Origin of the sequence: Fibrobacter sp. UWB13 (genome assembly GCF_900177805.1) — a bacterium.
GTDB lineage: Bacteria > Fibrobacterota > Fibrobacteria > Fibrobacterales > Fibrobacteraceae > Fibrobacter.
In genome coordinates this window covers 730,757-748,280 of record NZ_FXAX01000001.1, presented here as the reverse complement: position 1 = coordinate 748,280, position 17,524 = coordinate 730,757, and the positions used below count along the sequence as shown (strand labels likewise).

Below are 17,524 nucleotides of genomic sequence, written 5' to 3'. Positions count from 1 at the left end.
ATTTATATTACATAACATGAATAAGAAAAAATTACTTGCCCTTTTGGTTTCTTCTGCATTCCTTTTTGCGGCTTGCGGTGAAGATGAAGCCCCTTTGTCTCCGGTAAATGACAAGGATGAAATTTCCTCTTCTTCTGAAGAGGATGATTGCGATTCTGATGAATGCGATGAAAAGTCTTCTTCGTCGAAATCCGATGATAAGAAATCTTCTGATTCTAAGGATGATGATAAAAAATCCTCGGATTCAAAAGATGATGACAAAAAGTCTTCAGATTCGAAGGATGATGCAAAGTCTTCTTCTTCTCAAAAGAACGACAAGAATTCATCATCAAGCAAGGGCAAGGATGCAAAAAGCTCTTCGAGTAGTGTAGCTCCGGAGTCTTCGTCTTCTTCTGTTGATGTTCCAGAAGGTGCTCGTACAGCAAAGCTTGAAGACCTCGAAAAGAACTATGAATTCAAGATTTTTGATCAGACGGTTTACCTTTCTACCGGTAGCAAAAAAGGCGTTGTGGCACTCCGCATTCCTGATGAATTGTGGGTAGTAACTTATACGGATTTTGCAAATGGCGTGGTGACGTTTACCGATGAAAATACCGGTATGCAGTATGCCGATACGGACGGTGCTAAAAAGATCAAGGAAGAAGTTGAAAAGGGACTAAAGCTTTCGTTCATTGTTGATAAGGATGAAAAGGTCAAGTATGCACTCAATGATTCTGAAGAATATAGCGAAGCTGTAAAGGCTAGTGTCGCGGTTCAGAAGGGTAAAGTCTCCAAGGCTGCCGACATTCAGAACAAAATTTACGAATGCACTGATGGCGATACGACGAGAACATTTACGTTCTTTGACAATTCGTATATTGTTGACGTTTCTGCAGGTGAAAAACTTGCTTACTGGGTTGGTGGTCACTATGATATCCAGCGCAGTACGTTGCTGATGCGTCCTGCTTACTTTAGCAAAACAGCTCATACCATGTATGCTTATTCTGTTGGAACGGATAACACTATTGCTCTCTCGGATGGTAAGGCAATGAACTGCAAGGTTGAAGCTACCGAATATGAATACGAAAAGGCTAGCGATTTTGTCGGTGAATGGCAGGCGACAAAAGATGGAATCGAATGGGAATTTTCGCTAAAAGAGGATGGTACATTTGAAATTGCCGCTTTTGAAGGCAACAAAAATGTAGAACTCAAGTCTGGTTTCTGGGACATTTATGGTTATCAAATGATACTGCGTAACAGAAGCTGCTTGAATCTGGATAGGTGTACAAATATTCATGGACAGCTCCAGACGGGACCGATCGATAAAGCAACCAACAAGATTAGCGGATTCTCGTTCATCCATAATGGCACGGATACGCCTAAGATTCCGACCTCTTTCGATGCTCCGCAGTACGAATAGGTTTTAGGACGCGTCTTTCAAAAAATGCATCGCTCATGGGCGGTGTATTTTTTTTATTTTCTTTGTCAAAGGAATTAAATCATGAAACTCTATATAGCGCAGATGAAGATTTTGCCGGGCAATGTGCAGGCAAATATGCAAACAATGAAATCCGCACTGGACCGTGCTCGTGCAGCAGATGCCGATTGCATTGTCTTCCCGCGTTATGCTTTGACTGGACCGACGAATAGGGCTCTCCCTGTGGATTGGGCTGAAATCCGCAAGTATGCAGGAACGATGCCGTTCTTTTTAAGTGGGGACGCTCTTGATGATTCTCCGCTTCATGGTATTGCCCATGTGACTCATGGTAGAGACTTTTATACGGTCGGTCGCCGTGAAGAAGAAAATAGGGAATTTTCTCATTTGGCAAAAGACAGTGCAATGCCGATCGTTTGTGTGAACGGCGTTGGAACTGACAATACCGGTAAGAACATTTACGCTCTTGCTGGCGGTAGCCGCGTGTTTGACTGCGATGGCAAAATCGTTTTTGAAATGCCACTCTTTAGCGAAGCGGATGCTGTTGTCGAATTTAACGATGGACTGGTGCAAGCTGATGTAGAATCGGCGAAACCTTATCCGAGTGAAATTGCAGAGATTCACGATGCGCTTGTGTTCATGATTCGCGAAAACTTGAAGATGTTCCATATCTCGCGTATGGTCATTGGCGCAAGTGGCGGTATCGATAGCGCGGTTTCGGCAGCTCTTTATGCCGAAGCGATTGGACCTGAGAATGTTTACCTCGTGAACATGCCCACACGCTTCAATTCCGATACGACAAAGAATGCCGCTCGTGACTTGGCAGAAAATCTCGGAACGCCGTACATGGTTGCTCCGATTTCGGACATTATCGAATCTGTTTGCCATACGCTGGAACGTTGCTCTTTTGTGCGTAACGATACTGTGATGAAAGTCGCTGGAATCAACCACGAGAACTTGCAGGCGAGGACGCGTTCCGCATCGATCCTTTCAACGGTTGCATCTGTGGTCGGCGCAGGCGTGACTTGCAATGGCAACAAGAGTGAAGCGATGGTCGGCTACTGCACGCTGTATGGCGATACTTGCGGTGTAATGTGCGCTCTTGGTGACTTGTGGAAAACTCAGGTCTATGCTTTGGCTCGCTACATCAACCGTGACAAGGAAATTATCCCGACTGCATCGATCGATATTCCGGCGAGTGCTGAACTTTCCGAAGCGATGAACGTCGACGAAGGCAAGGGTGACCCGATTCTTTACCCGTACCACGACAAGCTCTTTGCGATGTGGGTGGAAAAGGGTGTGAGCCTTGAATTTACCGAAAAGCTTGCGATGGAAGGAATGATTTGCGAATCGCTCGGTGTGGATGCAGCTTACTTCAAGGCTCATTTGCCGACAGTCGAAGCGGTTATTGAAGACATGCGTCTTTGGTATCGCAGGTTCAAGGGACTTGCTTTGGCAAAGCGCATCCAGTTCCCGCCGATCCTCTCTGTGAGCGGTCATGCTTTCGGTGGCGAATACCGCGAAAGCCAGCTGAGTGCTTAGCCTCTTTTTTCTACATTTGGGCATCAAGATTCAACCGCGGGTTCGCTCGCGATTCTAAAGGATATTTATGAAAATTGCAGAAAAAACAGTCGTCCAGATGCACTACACCCTGAAGTCCGATGAAGGTGCGGTTATCGATTCCTCTGAAGGTCGCGAACCGCTCCAGTACATCCAGGGCATGCGCATGATCGTCCCGGGTCTCGAAAAGGCTATGGTCGGTCACGATGTGGGCGACAAGTTTGACGTTGTCGTCATTCCGGCAGAAGGCTACGGCGAATACGACGAACGCATGACTCAGGAAGTTCCGCTGAACGTGTTCCAGGGAGTCGATAAGGTCGAAGCAGGCATGGCTTTCTATGCCCAGACTCCGGGTGGTCCGATGCAGATTCGCATCAAGTCTGTTGGCGAAAAGACGGCTATTATCGATGCGAACCACGAACTTGCTGGCAAGAACCTCAACTTTGCTATTGAAGTTGTCTCTGTTCGCGAAGCTACCGAAGAAGACCTCAAGCCGTTTGAACACCACTGCTGCTGCGGTGGTCACGATGGTGATCACGAATGCGAATGCGGTGGTCATGGCAATAAGGAAAACTGCGATGGCAATGGCGGCTGCGGTTGCGAACACCACGCTGAACATCACGGCAAGTAAGGCTTATTGCTGAGATTTCGAAAATCTCGCGAAATATGAAAAAAAGACTAGACCAGGACGTACGTTCTGGTCTTTTTTTATTTAATTTAAGCTGAGGAGTCGTGGAATCTTCACAAGAGGTTGAATATGCGTTTTGCAAAAATTTTGTCAGTGGCTACTTTGCCCATGTTTCTGTTTGCTTGCAGCGATGATGCTGCATCGGTAAGACCTTCTTCACATAGTGAGACTCCGCAGGATACCTCTAAAACAGAACCCCCTCCTAATATTCTCGATGATGATTTGAAACCGATTGAAAGGGATTATTCCCTGATTTGGCCACAAGGTGATGGATCTGCTGAAAACCCGTATCAGATTTCGAATGAACAGGAACTGAAAGCGCTTGCTTTTTATGTGAACGATTCCTCAATGACTTTCAAGGATAAGTATTTCAAGCAAACGGCTGATATTGCTCTTACGGAAGCGTGGGAGCCGATCGGTCTTTTTGGAAAGAATGCTTATGGTTTAGGCAACCGCCCCTTTAGCGGAACCTTTGATGGCGATTCCAAGACCATCTCGGGGATGACGATTAACGATACGGCTAGTTATAAGGGCTTGTTTGGTCTTGCACGCGGTGCCGTGGTTAAGAATGTTGTTCTGAAGAGTGCTAAAATGGTGGTGGGTACTTATGCAGGAGCCCTTGCTGGCAAGATGGATTCTTCTGTTGTCGATAATTGCGTTCTCGAAGATATCGATGTTAGCGGTATGGACCGCGTTGGCGGTTTGATTGGCGAAGCTTCTCATGTTTCGGTGGCTAACGTCGTGGTCTCGGGTGTCGTGAAAGGTGAAAATTCCGTTGGTGGTGTCGTCGGTCGTTTGCAAGATGGTGCTTTTGACCATTTGACGAATAAGGCCGAAGTCTTTGGTAAGTCCACGGTCGGTGGTGTTGCTGGCGCTTTTGCAACGACTGTCAATAGTGATGGTTCCGTGACGGAAGGTGAAGGCTTTGTCCGTGATTTGTTTAACTATGGCAAGGTTTCGGGAACAAAGGATGTCGGCGGTGTAATGGCAACGCTTTCTGCTACAAAGCTGGACCATGCTGGCAACTATGGTTCTGTGAATGCTGATGAAAGTGCCATGAGCAATGTCGGTGGTGTCATTGCTGTAGCATCGAGCAAGTCTGTGTTAAGCGAAGTCTTTAATGCTGGTGTTGTTACCGTGAAGAAAGTTTTGTCTGCAGGTGGTGTCTTTGGTAGCGTGAAAGGCGCTACGGTCACGAATGTTTTCAACATCGCTGAAGTCTCAGGTACCGCCACGAATATGGGTGGAATTATGGGTATTGTCGATGGAGAATCTAAGGTCGATATTGGTTACAATGCCGGTAAGGTCCCTGATAACAACGTCTCGGGTACTGTTGCAGGTAAGGCTTCTTCGACGGTAACCGTGTCTAATGTCTATTATGACAAGACTGTCGGTGGAACGTGCCTCGTTGTAGCAAGCCAGATGAACATGGAACTCCCGACAGGCTTTACGACTGATGAAATGAAGGCGGCAACGTTCATCGCCACTTTGAACGGAACCGGCAGCGCTTGGAAGGCGGGTTCGGCTACGTTTGGTGGCTATCCGGCTTTTACTTGGACTGAGTAATTTCTACATTTAGAACATGGCTAAAAAGAAAAAATTTTGGAAGTCGCCTTCTGCTGAGGCGGCTTTTCGTGGTAAAGAAGACCGTCTTCGCAAGACTCTTTGCGAAATTGTGAACGGACAAAGCCGTTTGTTGCACCGCCCGGACGAACTGTACGAGGCTATTGCGAACGGTCTTGATGATATTGAAAAAATCAAGGATGTGAAGCTCCAGCTTGAACTTTTGGCTTGGACGCTTCGCTGCGATTTCTTGGCTTTCAAGGCAGACGACGAAGAAATGGATACGTGGAACGACTTGTTCTACGATGCCGGAACGTTCTTTATTGAAGTCGCCAAGACTTATGACGACAAGGATTACATTGCGGACCTGATCCACGATTTGGCGGTGCGTCACGTGGGTGGGGAAGGTCGCGAAGTCGTGTTCCTCTCGATTGAAGATGTAATGCCGGTGGAACGTGCAAAGGCTTTGATTGAAGAGCTCCTGAGCGTGATTGATGCGACGGAACTTGAAAATCGCGAAGACGTTCTCGATGCGATTTGCGACATGGCGGATGCCATCAAGGATACCGAAAACTTTGCGAAGGCTTCGCTTTACAAGGATCCGGACAAGAGCAATGCAACGCTCATCGATATTGCAAACTCTTACTTTGTCGCTGGCAACATTTCCATGGCAAAGCAGTGGCTCGGTGATGTGAAAGATCCGGGTGCCGAAGACGAAGAAGCGTTCCTCGATTTGCAGGCTGCCATTGCTGACCGCGAAGGCCGCAAGACGGATTGCCTCAAGTACGCCACGCGTTTGTACGAATGCTACCCGAAGGTCATGAATCTTTCAAGACTCTGCATGCTTAAGGACGACGCTAGCGTCGATAAGCTTTTGTTCGATCACATCAAGTACCGCGATAGCGGCAAGTGCGATACGAGCTTGATGATGCTCCTTGCAAATCTCAAGAAGTTCGAATTGCTCGAAAGCTACGTTAATCATTACGAACGCGATTTGCCGGGCCTCGATGCATCCGAGCTGAATGCGATTTCGGATGAGGTGGAACGCGCTGGAGCAACTGAACTTGCTAAGCACATCCGCGAATGGACTGTTGAAGAACCCGAAGACGCCGAACCCCTCGACGATCGCGAGTAACGACTACTTGTCGCTTTTCGCGTATTAAGCTGTCATGCCAGATCTGTTCTGACATAGCTCATTATGCTGTCATGCCGGATTTATTCCGGCATCGCCATTTTTATAAATTTCTATTTTTACTCACATGAAAGTCCTTTTATACGATACAACGCTCCGTGACGGTAACCAAGACCGTAAAATAAGTCTCTCCCTAGCTGATAAAGTCCAGATCGCTCGAATTTTGGACCACTTTGGATTTGACTATATTGAAGGCGGTTGGCCGAATCCCAGCAATCCGACCGATGAGGAATTTTTCAAGCTCATCAAGGACGTAAAGCTCAAACATGCAAAGATTGCCGCATTTGGCAGCACGCGCCGTCCGGGTATTTTGCCCGAGAACGACCCGCTTTTGCAGGCGCTCATCAAGTCCGAAGCTCCGGTCAAGACGATTTTCGGCAAGAGCTGGGATTTGCATGTAACGGACGTTATCCGCACGACTCTCGAAGAAAACCTCGACATGATCGAGTCTTCGGTCGCATACCTCAAGGAACATTCCGAAGAGGTGATTTACGATGCGGAACATTTCTTCGATGGCTATAAGGCTAATCCGGAATACGCGCTCGAAACGCTCAAGGCAGCCGAACTTGGCCATGCCGATTGCATCGTGCTTTGCGATACGAACGGCGGAACGATGCCGTGGGAAATCGAAGAAATCGTAAAGAAGGTTCAGGCTAGAATTTCGACGCCGCTTGGCATCCACGTGCATAATGACAGTGGACTTGCCGTGGCAAACTCGATTTACGCTGTGAAGGCGGGCTGCGTGATGGTGCAGGGCGTGGTGAATGGCTACGGTGAACGCTGTGGTAACGCAAACCTCACGACGATTGCCGCCGATTTGAAGTTCAAGATGGACTGCGATTTTACGGCTGCCAAGAAGCTCTCTCACTTGCGCCAGTTGAGCAGCAACATCGACCAGATTGTGAACTTGCCGAGCGACGTGCATGCTCCGTATGTGGGTGATGCTGCCTTTGCCCATAAGGGTGGCGCTCATATCGATGGCGTCATGAAGGTTAGCCGCAGCTTTGAACATATCGACCCGCATACTGTGGGCAACGACCGCGTATTCGTGACAAGCGACCAGGCCGGTGGTTCTCTCGTTGTCGAAAAGCTCAAGGCGATTAAGCCGGGCATCGATAAGAAGGATCCGGTGGTGGCAAGCCTCCTCAAGGAAATCAAGGAACGTGAAAACGCTGGCTGGCATTTTGACAGTGCAGAAGCAAGCTTCAAGCTCTTGGTCTATCGCCACTTGGGAATGGTCAAGGAACCGTTCAAAGTGCTCAACTACCGCGTGATTGAAGACAAGACGCCGCAGGGTGTTTCTGTGTCGCAGGCGACGGTCAAACTCCAGGTGGGCGACAAGATTAGTCATCAGGTGAGCGAAGGTGACGGTCCGGTGAACGCTCTTGATGCCGCTCTCCGTAAGGCGCTTTTGCCGTTCTTCCCGTGCATGGAAAGTGTGCGCTTGGACGACTTCAAGGTGCGCGTGCTCGGTTCCAATGTGGCATCCGATGCGACGGTTCGCGTGTGGACGACGTTTGGTGATGAACACGGCTACTGGAACATGGTCGGCGTTTCGAGCAACATCATTGAAGCCTGCTGGACGGCTTTTGTCGATGGTCTTACGTACAAGATTTTGCTTGAAGACAACGTTATCCCGAATGCATACAAGCATTTGGATGTGGCGTCCGTGTAAATTTGCTGAACCGCGACAATTTGCCGAACCGCGCCGGGTTTAAGAGTTTTAAAAATAGAAGGTCTGTTAAAATGAAAATCGTAAAAGTCACTCCGAAGTCTCAAGAGATTGACAGAATTTGTGGTCGTGAAGTTGCTCCGAGCAAGGAAATTCACGACAAGGTCATGGACATTCTCGCCGACATCAAGAACGGCGGTTATGCCAAGGCTGTTGAATACGCTCAGAAGTTCGATGGTCTCAAAGGCAAGAACCTCCGCGTGTCCGAAGCCGAAATCAAGAAGTCTGCCGCCAAGTGCCCGCCCGAAATGCAGCGTGCATTGAAGCAGGCTATCAAGAATGTTCGTGATTTCCACGTGAACCAGATGGAAGATTCTTGGCTCATGGAAGGCAAGGACGGCGTGGTTCTCGGTCAGCGTATTCGTCCGATGAAGCGCGTGGGTCTCTATGTTCCGGGTGGTGCTGGCATTTATCCGAGTACCGTCATTATGAATGCGGTTCCGGCCATTGTCGCTGGCGTCAAGGACATCGTTGTCGTGACTCCGATCAAGGGCGAAATCAACCGCGCTGTGGCTTTTGTGCTTTGCGAACTCGGCATTACTGAAGTTTACCACATCGGTGGCGCTCAGGCTATCGGTATGCTCGCTTACGGTGCGAAGGATGGCAAGGGCAAGGTCGTCGTGGAACGTGTCGACAAGATTGTGGGCCCGGGTAACGTCTTTGCCGCAGTCGCCAAGAAGGAAGTTTTTGGCATTGTCGATATCGACATGGTGGCAGGCCCGTCCGAAGTGCTCGTGCTTGCAGACAACACCTGCGATCCGGACTTTGTCGCTGCTGACCTCTTGAGCCAGGCAGAACACGGTTCTGGCTTTGAAGCCGCTATCTGCATTACGGACAACATGGAAACCGCACAGATGATTAGCGAATGTGTGGACATCCAGGTTGAAAGCTCCCCGAAGAAGGAACTTTTGACGAAGGTGCTCGATAACTTCGGCCGCATCCTTGTGGTGAAGGACTGGTTCGACGGTGTGGCGATTGCGAACGCCATTGCTCCGGAACACATGGAAATCATGACGGACGAAGCTGAATCTATGGCAGCCCAGATCGAAAATGCGGGTGCCGTGTTTATCGGTCCGTGGTCTTCTGAACCGGTGGGCGACTACTTTGCAGGCCCGAACCACGTGCTCCCCACGAACGGCACGGGTCGCTTCTTCAGCCCGCTCGGCGTCTATGACTTCCTCAAGCGCATGAGCATCATCAAGTACTCTGAAAAGGCTATCAAGAAGAACGCAAAGGCAATCGCTGTCGTGGCTAATGAAGAAGGCTTCATCCACCACGCCGCCGCAGTCCTCAAGAGACTGTAATTGTGAATTGTCATTCCGGCCGGAGCTTGTGCTGAGCGCAGTCGAAGTATGCCGGAATCGCCTTACACAGTTCTATTTTCATTTTATGAAACGGCTCCGCATTTTGCGGAGCTTTTTTTGCTGAAAAAGCGTTTTTCGCTCGCTGAAAGTGGACAAAATGCGAAAATGTGCTACTAAATGCTTAAAAATCCGAATTTAGTAGCATAATTTTTGAATAAATTAACCAATCTGGGCGCTTTTTTTCAGAATTAACGCTGTAATTATGCTACTAAAATTGTTGAAATGCTGATTTAATAGCATATGACACTCTTTCATTATCAAAAATCTATTGAACAAAGTAAAAAACGTGCTACTAAATTGCTGAAAATGAATGTTTAGTAGCATAAAAACGCAAAAAAAAGTCTGTTCGATTGCCTCAAACCTCTTTTTTAGCCACCTTCATTGCATTCTTGTCTTCGTCTTTCTAGTCTTTAATCTTTCCCCTAAATTGCTATATTTGGGGCGGTAAATATTTAGGCTAAAAGAGGTCAAAATGCTCATTCTTCGTGGTACTCCGGCTCTGTCGGATTTCCGTCTGCAAAAGCTTTCATCTGATTTTAAGGCCGCTGGGATTCCGGTTGCATCTGTGTATGCCGAATTCCTCCATGTGGTGGATCTGTCCGCCGACCTGACCGCTTCCGAAAAGGAAACGCTCGAAAAGGTCCTTCATTACGGCCCGATGCGCGAAGTCAAGGCGCTCGAAGGTGAACTCTTTGTGGTCTGCCCGCGTCCGGGTACGATTAGCCCGTGGAGCTCGAAGGCTACCGATATCGCTCACATTTGCGGCCTCCCGGCAATCAAGCGCATCGAACGCGCCATTGCTTACTACGTGAAGTTCGAAGGTGCCGCTCCCGCCGGTGCCCGTGAAAAGATTACGGCCAAGATTCACGACCGCATGACTCAGGCCGTGTTTGCTGATACTGCCGCTCTCGAAGTGCTCTTCAGCAAGGAAGAACCGCGTCCGCTCAATGTGATTCCGGTGCTTACCGAAGGCCGCAACGCTCTCGTGAAGGCTGACAAGGAAATGGGTCTTGCCCTCTCCGCCGACGAAATCGATTATCTCGTCAAGAATTTCACTGAACTCAAGCGCAACCCGACCGACGTGGAACTTTACATGTTCGCTCAGGCCAACTCGGAACACTGCCGCCACAAGGTGTTCGGTGCCGAATGGACCATCGACGGCGTGAAGCAGGACAAGTCCTTGTTCCAGATGATCAAGAACACTTACCAGCTCCACAATTCCAACATCTTCAGCGCTTACAAGGATAACGCCGCTGTGATGAAGGGTGCAACGGCTGGCCGCTTCTACGCTGACCCGCGCAACAACAAGTATGACTTCCACAACGAAGAAGTCTACATCCTCATGAAGGTCGAAACCCACAACCATCCGACGGCTATTTCTCCGTTCCCGGGTGCCGCTACGGGTAGTGGTGGTGAAATCCGTGACGAAGGTGCAACGGGTAAGGGTTCCAAGCCGAAGGCTGGCCTTACGGGCTTCAGCGTTTCGAACCTTAAGCTTCCGGGTGCAGTTCAGCCGTGGGAAAAGGACTTCGGAAGCCCGTCCCGCATTGCATCTGCTCTTGACATTATGATTGAAGGCCCGCTCGGCGGTGCCGCGTTCAACAACGAATACGGTCGTCCGAACATCCTCGGTTACTTCCGTACGTTCGAACAGGAAGTTTCTTCTGAAAAGGGTACCGAAGTTCGCGGTTACCACAAGCCGATTATGCTTGCTGGGGGCTTGGGCAACATCAAGCACCAGCACATTGAAAAGGGCCACATTGACCCGGGTGACCACCTGATCGTTCTTGGTGGTCCGGCCATGTTGATCGGTCTTGGTGGCGGTGCAGCTAGCTCTGTTGCTAACGGTGCCGGTAATGAATCTCTCGACTTTGCTTCTGTGCAGCGTGAAAACCCGGAAATGGAACGCCGCTGCCAGGAAGTCATCGACCGCTGCTGGGCGATGAACGAAGAAAACCCGATTACGTTTATTCATGATGTGGGTGCAGGTGGACTTTCAAACGCCTTCCCGGAACTCGTGAACGATGGCGGCCTCGGCGGTAAGTTTGAACTCCGCAACGTGCCGAACGACGAACCGGGCATGAGCCCGTTCGAAATCTGGAGTAACGAATCCCAGGAACGTTATGTTATCGCGATTGCTGGTGACAAGCTCGATGTGTTCGACGCTATCTGTAAGCGTGAACGCTGCCCGTACGCAGTTGTGGGCGAGGCTATCCCTGAAAAGCACTTGACCCTTACGGACAAGCACTTCGGTACGACTCCGATTGACATGCCGCTTGGCGTGCTCCTCGGTAAGCCGCCGCGCATGATTCGCAATGAAAAGTCCCAGAAGCGTCCGCTCTCTTCTCAGGTTGTGCCGGCTGGTGTGACGGTGAAGGACCTTGCACATCGCGTGCTTGCTAACCCGACCGTTGCAGATAAGACGTTCTTGATTTCCATTGGTGACCGTTCCGTGACGGGTATGATTTGCCGTGACCAGATGGTTGGTCCGTGGCAGGTGCCGGTTGCTGACTGCGCCGTGACCAGTGCAACGCTCGACACGTACGAAGGCGAAGTCATGAGTATGGGCGAACGCGCTCCGATTGCTCTCATTTCTCCGGCAGCTGCAGCTCGCATGACGGTTGCAGAATCTCTCACGAATATGGCTGCCGCTTGCGTCCCGGATATGGGCCGCGTAAACTTGTCCGCAAACTGGATGGCTACGCCGAACTACGAAGGCGATGGCGCAGACCTTTACGAAGCCGTGAAGTCCATCGGTATGGAACTCTGCCCGGAACTTGGCATTACGATTCCGGTCGGTAAGGACTCCATGAGCATGAGCACCGTGTGGCAGGATGAAAAGGGTAGCCACCGCGTGACTGCTCCGATTTCTCTTGTGATTAGTGCCTTTGCTCCGTGCGCTGACGTTCGCAAGACGCTCACGCCGCAGCTCTTGCAGAAGAAGGACACGACGCTTGTGCTCGTGGACCTCGCTCGTGGCAAGAACCGCATGGGCGCATCCATTGCCGCTCAGGTTTACAACCTCCTCGGCGACAAGGCTCCGGATGTCGATTCCGCTAAGGAACTCCGCGCCTTCTTCGAAACGATCCAGAAGCTCAACGCCGATGGCAAGATTATGGCTTACCACGACAAGAGCGATGGCGGCCTCTTCACGACTGTTGTCGAAATGGCATTTGCCGGTCATGTGGGTGTAACGCTCGATGCTACTGCTCTCAAGGGCAATGTGATTGACGCTTTGTTTAACGAAGAACTCGGTGCCGTTCTCCAGGTCGCAAACGCAGACCTCGCTGCTGTGAAGGCTGCTTTCGAAGCTGTCGGTCTCGGCGATACCGTTTCTGAAATCGGTAAGCTCAACGATACGTACAACATTGTGATTGGCGACTACGCCGAAGGCCTCTCTGACCTCCGCGCAATCTGGAGCGATACGACTCGCCGCATTGCCGCCCTCCGCGACAATCCGGAATGTGCCGAAAGTGAATACAAACTCAAGCTCGAACAGGACGATCCGGGTATCACGCCGAAGGTCACCTTCGATCTCGCTGCTAGCGCCAAGGTCATCAAGGATTACGCAAGCCGCCCGAAGATGGCTATTCTCCGTGAACAGGGCGTCAACGGCGAACTCGAAATGGCTGCTGCATTTGCAAAGGCCGGCTTCGAATCCATCGACGTTCACATGACGGACATTCTCTCCGGTCGCGTAAGCCTCAAGGACTTCAACGGTCTCGTCGCTTGCGGTGGCTTTAGCTACGGTGACGTTCTCGGTGCAGGCGAAGGCTGGGCCAAGAGCATCTTGTTCAACCCGAAGGCTCGCGCTGAATTCGAAGCTTACTTCAACCGCAAGGATACCTTCACGCTCGGCGTTTGCAACGGCTGCCAGATGGTCTCGAACCTCAAGGATTTGATTCCGGGCGCTAAGCACTGGCCGCGCTTTGTGCAGAACATCTCCGAACGCTTCGAAGCTCGCTACTGCTCTTTGAAGGTCGAAGATACGCCGGCTGTGCTTCTCAAGGGCATGGCAGGTTCTGTCCTCCCGATCGCTGTTGCTCACGGCGAAGGTCGTGCCGAATTCGCAAGCCGCGAAGCTGCCGAAGCCTGCCTCAAGACGGGTCTCGTGGCTCTCCGCTATGTCGACGGCAAGCACGAATACACCGAACGCTATCCGCTCAACCCGAACGGTTCTCCGTTTGGCATCAACGGCCTCTGCTCTGAAGATGGCCGCGCTCTCGTGATGATGCCGCACCCGGAACGCGTATTCCGCACTTGCCAATACTCTTGGCACCCGGCAGAATGGGGTGAAGATGGCCCGTGGATGCAGCTGTTCCGCAACGGCCGTATCTTCGTAGGGTAAGGTCCCTGAGCCTGCCGAAGGGCCTGCGTTATGTCATCCCAGCTGTCATCCCGGACTCCGTTCCGGGACGGGGTCGCCTTAGACGCTTGAAAAATCCGCTTCCTGCTTGACCGCAGGGGCGGATTTTTTTTGTGAAAATCTATAATGTCACAATATGACATCGTAAAAGACTATATTAATTCATGAACAATTTTATGTTGCCTTTTTAGCTTGTAGGCGATTGGAGGTATTATGAATAAGAAGAATTTTTCGTTAATCAATAACAAAAACAATAATGGTGAGAAAAACGAAATTATTGTTTATCAGCCGGAGGGCGGTGAATTTCACATTGAAGTTCGCGTAGAAAATGAAACTGTATGGTTGACACAAGCGCAGATGGCGGAGTTGTTTGATGTTCATCGCCAAGCAATCACCAAACATGTGAAAAATATCTATGAATCTCATGAATTGGATGAAATGTCAACTAGTTCCATTTTGGAACTAGTTCAAAAGGAAGGTAATAGAGTTGTAAAACGTTCCGTAGCGCTTTATAATTTGGATCTCATTATATCTGTTGGATTTCGTGTAAACACTCAAAAAGGAATTGAATTTCGTCGATGGGCGAACCAAGTTCTTAAGGAGCATTTGCTTAAGGGATATAGTGTTAATCAACGATTGATTTCTCAAGAAAATAAAATTGAGAATTTAGACTCTCGTGTCGTTAACCTTGAAAAGCAGGTAGACTTCTTTGTCAAAGCAAATCTACCTCCTAGTGAAGGCGTTATACCTGCTAATGCACGTTGGAGCGGTTATGAATTTGCGGTGCAATTAGTTCGCTCCGCGAAAAAAGAAATCATAATTATCGATCCGTTTGCAAATGACACATCTCTTTCGCTTGTTGCAAAACGTGCCGTTGGGGTCAATGCTATCATTTACTCCGCTCGAATTACGCGTATGATGAAGGATGAAGTTGACCGTATAAATCGCCAGTTTCCAACTGTTGAATTGCAGACGATGCGTGATGTTCACGATAGATTTATCATCGTTGACGAAACTATATATCATGTTGGGGCGTCGATTATGGATTTAGGCTGTAAAATGACGGCGTTTTCGGTACTGAACCTTGTAACCAAGGAACAGTTGCTTGCTTTGGTAAAGTGAAGCCCAATCTCTAGCCGATTGGTGTAGATTTTTGTATTTTCTAGGCGAAAAAAGCGAAAATACAATGAAAAAGCTCGTTATTTACATTCATGGGAAAGGCGGCAACGCCGACGAGGCCTATCATTACAAGCCTCTTTTCCCGGATTATGATGTCATCGGTTTTGATTACAAGGCTGAAACCCCGTGGGATGCCAAACAGGAATTCTCGGCGTATTTTGACTCGGTTGCCGCAAACTACGACGAAGTCGTGCTTATCGCAAATAGCATCGGCGCGTTCTTCTCGATGAACGCATTGGCTGAAAAACGTATCAAGCAGGCGCTTTTCATTTCGCCGATGGTGAACTTGGAAAAGCTCATTTGCAATATGATGCAATGGGCTAACGTCTCCGAAGATGAACTCCGCGAAAAAGGTGAAATCGCGACGAATTTCGGCGAGACGCTTTCTTGGAAATACCTTTGCTACGTGCGAGAAAATCCCATCAAGTGGAACATCCCGACGCACATTTTGTACGGCTCCAATGACAATTTGACCGACCTCGAAACGATGCAAGACTTTGCTCAAAAAGTGGGCGCGTCGCTCACGGTTATGCAAGGCGGCGAACATTGGTTCCATACCGATGAACAGATGCAATTTTTAGACAGGTGGATTGAAAAATGTCAGAACAAACATTAACTCGCGAAACCTTAATTGAATTTTTCGGTGAACAAGAATTTGAAAAACTTTGCCGCCACGAGGCGGGCCACGCTCTAATCGCATTCCTGTTCAAGCGCCAGATTGATTACGTCAGAATCAACAATTCCAAGGAAAAACCGAGTACCACGCGCATGCCCGGGAGCTCGCTCGATGGTGCCGCCCACATTGCTATTGCGGGCCACATGTCGGACTTTTTAATCCGCAAAAATTTTGCTTGCGATCTCGACACTGTTATGAAAGAACTCCCGATGGAACTTTACAGGAGTGACCCTGATTACCAGAGTTTCCAGGCTGCTTGCTATTATTACCAGCTTGCCGAAACAAACGTTGTCGAACAAGTTTACAATCTCATGATGGCTTGCCAAAAGTCGCTCACAGCAATCGTTGCCGCCTTAAGCGAAAAGACGAATTTGAGTGGTGCTGATCTCGCCGCCATTATGAGCGGCAAATAATCCCTTTTCGACCATGTCATCCCGGATTTATTCCGGGATCGCCATTTTGTATCTACTTTATTTTACTATACCATATTAAATCTATGGACGGTCATGTTGTTATATTATAAACATGGCTTCTGTTTACAAATTCCTTCTCCTCCTCCTTGCCGCATGCGTTCTGCTTTCTTGTGAAGACGAAAAAGTCATCAAATTGTCTTCGAACGTGAAGCAAAGTTTCGAAGGCTTTGTTCGCGATACGAGTGCGTATGTCATGATCGTTGATTCTAGCATTCAAAGCAAACCTTTTAAAGAAAAGCTTGTTCCTGTTGAAAAGGGTGGTTTTGCAGAACATTTTTCTAAAAATAAACGTGAAATAGAGGGACGCAAGATTTTTTATGCGTATTCCGATTCGATAAGTCCTTTTGTCAGAGGTACGTCTGATAAATCATCTTTCTTTGATGTCGTTACACTTGCGTTTGCCAATCATTATTCCTTGGAAATAAATCCGGATGATATTTGGCTTATGATTTTGGATGGTTTCCGCCTTCATGTCAAAAGCAATCGCGAAGCTTTGAAAGATAAATTTGTCGCTCCAGGCACGGATACTGTAGTTGTTTTTGAGGACAATTCGCTGACTACCGAATCAACGCATCGTGAATGGTTCTGGACGCTTGCGAATTTATTTGAAGTCTTACAGTCTAAGTTGCCTGAAGAGACTGGTTTGCCGCTAAAAACAAAGTTTTCGACGACAAGCCCGGTGGATTATAACATTTCTAGTGCGATGGTCATGGCTGTGGCTTCGGAATATTACGTTTATTCGGTTACTACTCTTTGCGGAATCCCCAAGATCAAGATAAATGGTAAAAAAGAAGACTGGATTTTGCTCAAGGATTCCTTTAACAAGCTTGCTTCGCGTCTGGATATGGACTGGTGGGCTGTTGGGCTTAATCCAGTTCTTGATGAATTTATCAATGTTTTTGATGGCAAAATTAATATGGAACATTGGAGGGGAATATACAAGTATTTCGAACCGGAAGGGTGCGGCAATGTGACCTTTAACGGTTGGATTTCTAGATTTTTCCCCTATACGGGAATAGGTGAGAGTCTTGATGTTTATAGAAGACATTCTCCGGATTGGAATGAACAACTGGATGCTCAGAATGTTCCTAGAGGTGTGACCTCGATACGTGTTGAATGGAATTATTTAGGTGAAGTGAATCCTTTGAAGCTTTATACTGGTTTTATTGGTATTCAAGTTGATACCACCACGAATATGTTGAAAGCGGCCCGAGGATACGCTCTTTTCGAAAGCTTTAAGTTTTGATTTGACAAATCGTCAACACTTTTAACGGCAAAACTTGGGCTTTTGCCGTGCTTTGAGCGTATATTTAAATT

At 48.7% G+C, this 17,524-nt stretch carries 12 protein-coding genes; all 12 read left to right on the top strand.

Annotated features, from left to right (window positions below; translation table 11 throughout):
• Window positions 1-16: 16 nt before the first annotated feature.
• Window positions 17-1,399, top strand: coding sequence for a hypothetical protein (locus tag B9Y77_RS03175; protein ID WP_085490445.1), 1,383 nt, complete (start codon window positions 17-19; stop codon window positions 1,397-1,399).
• An 81-nt stretch (window positions 1,400-1,480) separates the two neighbouring features.
• Window positions 1,481-2,956, top strand: coding sequence for an NAD(+) synthase (gene nadE, locus B9Y77_RS03170; protein WP_085490444.1), 1,476 nt, complete (start codon window positions 1,481-1,483; stop codon window positions 2,954-2,956).
• Window positions 2,957-3,023: 67 nt separating this feature from the next.
• Complete coding sequence (locus tag B9Y77_RS03165) at window positions 3,024-3,605, top strand: FKBP-type peptidyl-prolyl cis-trans isomerase (protein WP_085490443.1); 582 nt, start codon at window positions 3,024-3,026, stop codon at window positions 3,603-3,605.
• A 126-nt stretch (window positions 3,606-3,731) separates the two neighbouring features.
• Window positions 3,732-5,228, top strand: a complete 1,497-nt coding sequence (locus tag B9Y77_RS03160) for a hypothetical protein (protein ID WP_085490442.1) — start codon at window positions 3,732-3,734, stop codon at window positions 5,226-5,228.
• A gap of 16 nt (window positions 5,229-5,244) precedes the next feature.
• A complete protein-coding gene (locus B9Y77_RS03155; RefSeq protein WP_085490441.1) occupies window positions 5,245-6,360 on the top strand; it encodes a hypothetical protein in 1,116 nt (371 codons plus the stop codon).
• 124 nt (window positions 6,361-6,484) lie between these two features.
• Window positions 6,485-8,092 carry a citramalate synthase gene (gene cimA / locus B9Y77_RS03150; protein ID WP_085490440.1) on the top strand — a complete coding sequence of 536 codons (1,608 nt, stop codon included), beginning with the start codon at window positions 6,485-6,487 and terminating at the stop codon, window positions 8,090-8,092.
• Window positions 8,093-8,163: 71 nt separating this feature from the next.
• Window positions 8,164-9,453, top strand: coding sequence for a histidinol dehydrogenase (gene hisD / locus B9Y77_RS03145; protein WP_085490439.1), 1,290 nt, complete (start codon window positions 8,164-8,166; stop codon window positions 9,451-9,453).
• A 532-nt stretch (window positions 9,454-9,985) separates the two neighbouring features.
• Window positions 9,986-13,861 (top strand): phosphoribosylformylglycinamidine synthase, encoded by a 3,876-nt coding sequence (gene purL / locus B9Y77_RS03140; protein ID WP_085490438.1) that lies wholly within the window; start codon window positions 9,986-9,988, stop codon window positions 13,859-13,861.
• Between the two features lie 231 nt (window positions 13,862-14,092).
• Window positions 14,093-15,001, top strand: a complete 909-nt coding sequence (locus B9Y77_RS03135) for a virulence RhuM family protein (RefSeq protein ID WP_085490437.1) — start codon at window positions 14,093-14,095, stop codon at window positions 14,999-15,001.
• A 64-nt stretch (window positions 15,002-15,065) separates the two neighbouring features.
• Window positions 15,066-15,674, top strand: coding sequence for an alpha/beta hydrolase (locus B9Y77_RS03130; RefSeq protein WP_085490436.1), 609 nt, complete (start codon window positions 15,066-15,068; stop codon window positions 15,672-15,674).
• Window positions 15,656-16,147, top strand: a complete 492-nt coding sequence (locus tag B9Y77_RS03125) for a hypothetical protein (protein ID WP_085490435.1) — start codon at window positions 15,656-15,658, stop codon at window positions 16,145-16,147. The genes B9Y77_RS03130 and B9Y77_RS03125 overlap by 19 nt, the downstream gene beginning before the upstream one ends.
• Before the next feature lie 112 nt (window positions 16,148-16,259).
• Window positions 16,260-17,453: a DUF4419 domain-containing protein gene (locus B9Y77_RS03120; RefSeq protein WP_085490434.1), complete on the top strand. Its 1,194-nt coding sequence runs from the start codon at window positions 16,260-16,262 to the stop codon at window positions 17,451-17,453.
• Window positions 17,454-17,524: the final 71 nt, after the last annotated feature.